The organism is Prevotella sp. TCVGH (assembly GCF_023522295.1).
Taxonomy (GTDB): Bacteria; Bacteroidota; Bacteroidia; order Bacteroidales; family Bacteroidaceae; genus Prevotella; species Prevotella timonensis.
The window spans coordinates 1-4,465 of sequence record NZ_QFFX01000108.1 but is presented as its reverse complement, the minus strand read 5'-3'; the positions used below and the strand labels follow the sequence as shown (position 1 = coordinate 4,465).

The 4,465-nt window shown below is 40.8% G+C and carries 4 protein-coding genes; 3 read left to right on the top strand and 1 reads right to left on the bottom strand.

The features are described 5' to 3' along the window. Positions 1-425: 425 nt before the first annotated feature. The 3 genes from DEM91_RS12595 (at position 426) to DEM91_RS12055 (ending at position 3,740) form a co-directional block, all read left to right on the top strand. Positions 426-2,648, top strand: a complete 2,223-nt coding sequence (locus DEM91_RS12595; RefSeq protein ID WP_275975281.1) for a S8 family serine peptidase — start codon at positions 426-428, stop codon at positions 2,646-2,648. Positions 2,649-2,820: 172 nt separating this feature from the next. Beyond that, on the top strand, positions 2,821-3,309 hold the full coding sequence (gene fldA / locus DEM91_RS12060) for a flavodoxin FldA (RefSeq protein ID WP_195254113.1): 489 nt from the start codon (positions 2,821-2,823) through the stop codon (positions 3,307-3,309). A gap of 38 nt (positions 3,310-3,347) precedes the next feature. Continuing rightward, positions 3,348-3,740: a DUF2023 family protein gene (locus DEM91_RS12055; RefSeq protein WP_195254114.1), complete on the top strand. Its 393-nt coding sequence runs from the start codon at positions 3,348-3,350 to the stop codon at positions 3,738-3,740. Positions 3,741-4,043: 303 nt separating this feature from the next. On the opposite strand, the gene DEM91_RS12050 is transcribed toward DEM91_RS12055, so the two are convergent. Next, positions 4,044-4,465, bottom strand: a 422-nt coding sequence (locus DEM91_RS12050; RefSeq protein WP_195253694.1) for a transposase, incomplete at its 5' end; no start/stop codon positions are given.

Below are 4,465 nucleotides of genomic sequence, written 5' to 3'. Positions count from 1 at the left end.
TCCGTTTCCTACTCATTATCAGTCAGTTTACACCAACTTCGATATTTCTTCATTTTCGCTGATTAGTTGCATTGCTATCTCAATGCTTTAGTCGCTAAGAAGTGGTTAAAAAAGGAACGAAAAGACGATGCGTAAACATAACATTATGAATAACAGTCAATTATAAACCTCGCTCATTTTTCGCGTATTTGCGACCAACTTTGCTGTTGGTTGTTTTTACGCGAGTTTTGAGAGACACTTTGTAAAGAAAATTCAGCATTAATGAGCCTTCCATGCAGCATATACGCAGTTTTTATTATGATGTTTTTTGAGAGGATTTTTTCGTTGTAGAAATGTCGCTTTTAAGTGCAAGAGTTGTAGTATATTCTAAATAAAAGTGATGAATTTTTTGTAGCTAACAGATATTTTGCTTTACTTTGCAGGTAATGAAACGTTTGCAATTTTTCTTCATTATCACCATGTTTTGTACGGTGTGCGCAAGTGCACAGCATGCAAACTATGCCAAGATGTCAACAATGGTGAGACAGCTGGTTTTACAGCAAGAGCTGATAGGACGGCAAGGAGATGTAGAAGGCACACGTTCAAAGCCCATCCCTCTCAGTCAATCCCAAGAATTGTGTGCATTTGTCAAGGTTAGCAAAGATGCACAACGAGTGTTTCAGGAACATCATTGTAAGTTGTTGGCACAATTTGGAGACATCTTTATTGTGAGTGTACCTTTGCGACAACTTGCCAAGCTGTCGCTCGAAAGGTATGTCGATAGGATAGAAGCGCACCGAAGTAATGGCTTGCACACAGATTCATTGGCATACTGCCTTGATGCAATGCCCGTGTATGCAGGAACGTCTCCCTTACCGCAAGCCTATACAGGACGAGGGGTTGTTGTAGGAGTGCAAGATGTGGGGTTTGATTTGACGCACCCCAACTTTTTTGATGCTACTGCAACAAACTATCGCATCCAGCGTTTTTGGGATCAATTGTCGGTAGACACTTTGAAAAGCAAAATGTATGTGGGAGCTTCGTACGAGGGAAGGGCGGAAATATTGGCTTATGCCCATTCGAGAGACGGATTGATTCAGACGCATGGCACGCACACCTTAGGCATAGCCGCAGGCAGTGGATATAACAGTGCGTATAGAGGTATGGCGTATGAGAGCGATATTTGTCTGGTCAGTAACTTTGTGGTTGGTGATGAAGCGTTGGTAGATTCGGCAAATCGTTACAAATATACCTATGCTACCGATGCTCTTGGTTTTAAGTATATCATGGATTATGCGAGATATAGCAATCAGCCGTGTGTCATCTCGTTTAGCGAAGGTTCACATCAAGATTTCCATGGCGATGATGTTTTGTACAATGCAGTACTGGATAGCTTATCGGGTCCAGGTCGTATCATTATTGCTTCGGCGGGTAACGACGGACAGGTGAAGTCATATTTTCACAAACCCATAGGACAAGCAGGGATGGGTACGTTTGTGGAAGGCAGACCTGATAACGTTTATGTGACATTAAAATCGGCATCGCCTTTTCAAATTAGATTTACTTCTTATGATAATACGAAGCACAGTCATGAGGTTTTTACTCAAGACATTTTGAGGTGTAAAGATTCTATCTACGTAGATACCGTGCGGTTGGGCAATAAGCAATACGTGTTCAGTATGGTAGGATACAGGTCATGTTACGACTCCGCAGAGTTGGTGTACGATGTGCGAATGTGGTCAAAGGGCGAGATAGGGCACGCCGTTCCATTCTCATTTGAGATTTTAGGGGCGCAAGCCGATGTTGAAGTTTTTAGGGTGGGAGGTGTTTGGACAGCCAACCCGTTGGATGAACGCCTGTGTGCTGGCGAGAGCACGCATAACATTCATTCGCCTGCCTCATTATCTTCTGTTATTGGAGTGGGAGCAACCTCTTACCGAACAGGTATCACCAATTATTTAGGAGAGTGGCGTCCATATAATCAAGGTGTTGACGGTGTTCGTGGAGCCTATTCGTCTGTAGGTCCAACTTACGATGGGCGTGTTAAGCCCGACGTAATGGCACCAGGGACAAATATTATTTCCTCGTATAGTAGTTATTATCTGGAAAAGAATCCAAAGGCAAACGATATCAAGTCAGACGTTGCACATTTTGAGTTCAACGGGCGTACCTATGCTTGGAATAGCAATGCAGGAACGTCAATGTCTACTCCAGCCGTGGCAGGAGCTGTTGCGCTTTGGCTACAAGCCAAGCCTACGCTAACTCGTGAGGACATAATGGAAGTGTTTGCAAAAACTTGTACCCACTATGATACTTCTTTGACCTATCCAAATAATTGGTATGGCTATGGGCAGATAGATGTGTATAAGGGACTATTATATATATTAGGTGTTAGTGGCGTGAAAGGTATCTCTTCTCATCAACCTGCAGGTGTGCAATTTGAAGTGAGAGCAGATAGAAAAGTTGAAATAAAGCTGAAAGAACCCTCATGTCATCATTTTTCGGTATGTGTGTACAGTACTTCAGGTGTACTTTTGGAGAGAAAGAGTTTTGATGCAGGCTTTTCTTCTTATTTGTTAGACGTATCATCGTATCCCAGAGGGGTCTATGTTATCCAGCTGAATAGCTCTAATCCGTTGATGAAAGGCTCGACTCTTATTAGAATATAATGGCGTTCCAGTGAAGCGAATAACCATTTTTATGTATATAGGCTTCATGATATGTTTTGTTTTATGAGTACGTAATACTTAAAAACCATCACATTTAGGTATTGCATGAGTGTCAAATAGTGTCTACCTTTGCATCAGACAATTATAAAACGTAAAACTAAATAGAAAAAATATGAAGTCAACAGTTGTAATATACGGTTCATCGACAGGAACCTGTCAGGCTATTGCAGAAAAAATTGCAAGCAAATTAGGTGTTGAAGCTATGGATGTAGCTAATCTCAATGAAGATGTATTAAAAAGTCATGACAATCTTATATTAGGAACGTCTACATGGGGATCTGGAGAGATGCAAGACGATTGGTACAGTGGGGTAGAGGTTTTGAAGGATGTTGACTTGTCCAACAAAACAGTAGCCTTGTTCGGTTGTGGTGATGCAGAATCTTATTCAGACACGTTTTGTGGAGGTATGGCAGAGCTTTACCATGCTGTAGAGGGTGCGCATGTAGTGGGTGCAGTGTCTACCGATGGTTACACTTTTGATGACAGTGACGCTGTAATAGATGGTAAGTTTGTCGGTTTAGCACTTGACGATCTCAATGAAGAAGATAAAACTGATGAACGAATTGATACATGGCTCGCAGAAATCAAGCCAAGTTTATAAATACAACCATCAAAGAAATTATTTGAAACACGATTGACATGAAGACTATAGAGACCTTACCAGCTGAATTAAAGGTACTCATGAATCATATTTATGAGTATAAGAAAGGAGTTCGACAAATGGTACTCTATACCTTTCATAAAAAATATGAAACATTTGCTGTAGAACGACTTGCAAGTCAGCATATTAACTATCTTATACAGCCCGTAGGAAACAATAGTCTAAATTTGTTTTTTGGCACCGAGGCGTGTATTGATGCTGTACGTTTCATAATCCATAAACCGCTCAACGAGTTAACGCCTGAAGAGGATTTTATCTTGGGTGCCATGCTCGGATACGATATTCGCTTGCAGTGTGAGCGATATTGCAAAAAAAAATGTAAGAAATGCCAAGTAGCATGTGCTGATTGCGATGGCATTATCAAACAGTAAATTATAATATGACCATATAAATAGTTGCGAAACTTTTTAAATCTTGTTCGCTAAATAAGTATTCATAATGTTTTTGTATAATGTGTATAGGGTTGGCTGTGAAGTCAGCCCTTTGCTTTTGCAACACGGTAGACAGTCTTCGGTGAAGAGGTATATTTTTAAGACTGACGCCTACTTTCCGTTACTACTAAAAAAAAGGAGAGAGTTTCTCAGATTTTATTTATCCTTAATTCTTTTCCTTGAAAAGGTTCTTGGAAAAGATTTTGGGGTCAGTCGTAAAACCCAGTTGCAACCCCTCTCTCCTTATGCACATAATTTCATAAGCCTGTAAAGGAAGAAAGGAATATCCGTTACTCCTCTGAACTGTGCCCTGAAGGCTTTGACTTTTGCGTTGAAGGATTCAGCATTGGCATTTGTGGCTCTGTTGACAAAGAAGTTGAGTATGGTATCATAATGGTTCTTAAAGGTGTCAATCACTGTATAGAAATTATCCACGCCCAACTTCTCTACCTTATTAAACCACTTAGCCAGTTTCAATCTTGCCGCGTCCTTGATGCTTCTGGCATTATAAATATCGGTAAGTTCCATAGCTAGGTCATAGGCTTTTTTGAGTTCCGGGTAGTGTTCAAAGATTATTTCCGCCCTTATCCTTTGCGATTCTGTCCACTTGGACTTGTGTTTAGTCAGTATAAACTTCGCCCTGGCAAGCAGTTGCTTGCGTGTGT

Bases quoted from the DNA above. Each gene is read 5' to 3' on its own strand.
- DEM91_RS12595 (WP_275975281.1), top strand. From the start codon at position 426: ATGAAACGTTTGCAATTTTTCTTCATTATCACCATGTTTTGTACGGTG.
- fldA (WP_195254113.1), top strand. From the start codon at position 2,821: ATGAAGTCAACAGTTGTAATATACGGTTCATCGACAGGAACCTGTCAG.
- DEM91_RS12055 (WP_195254114.1), top strand. From the start codon at position 3,348: ATGAAGACTATAGAGACCTTACCAGCTGAATTAAAGGTACTCATGAAT.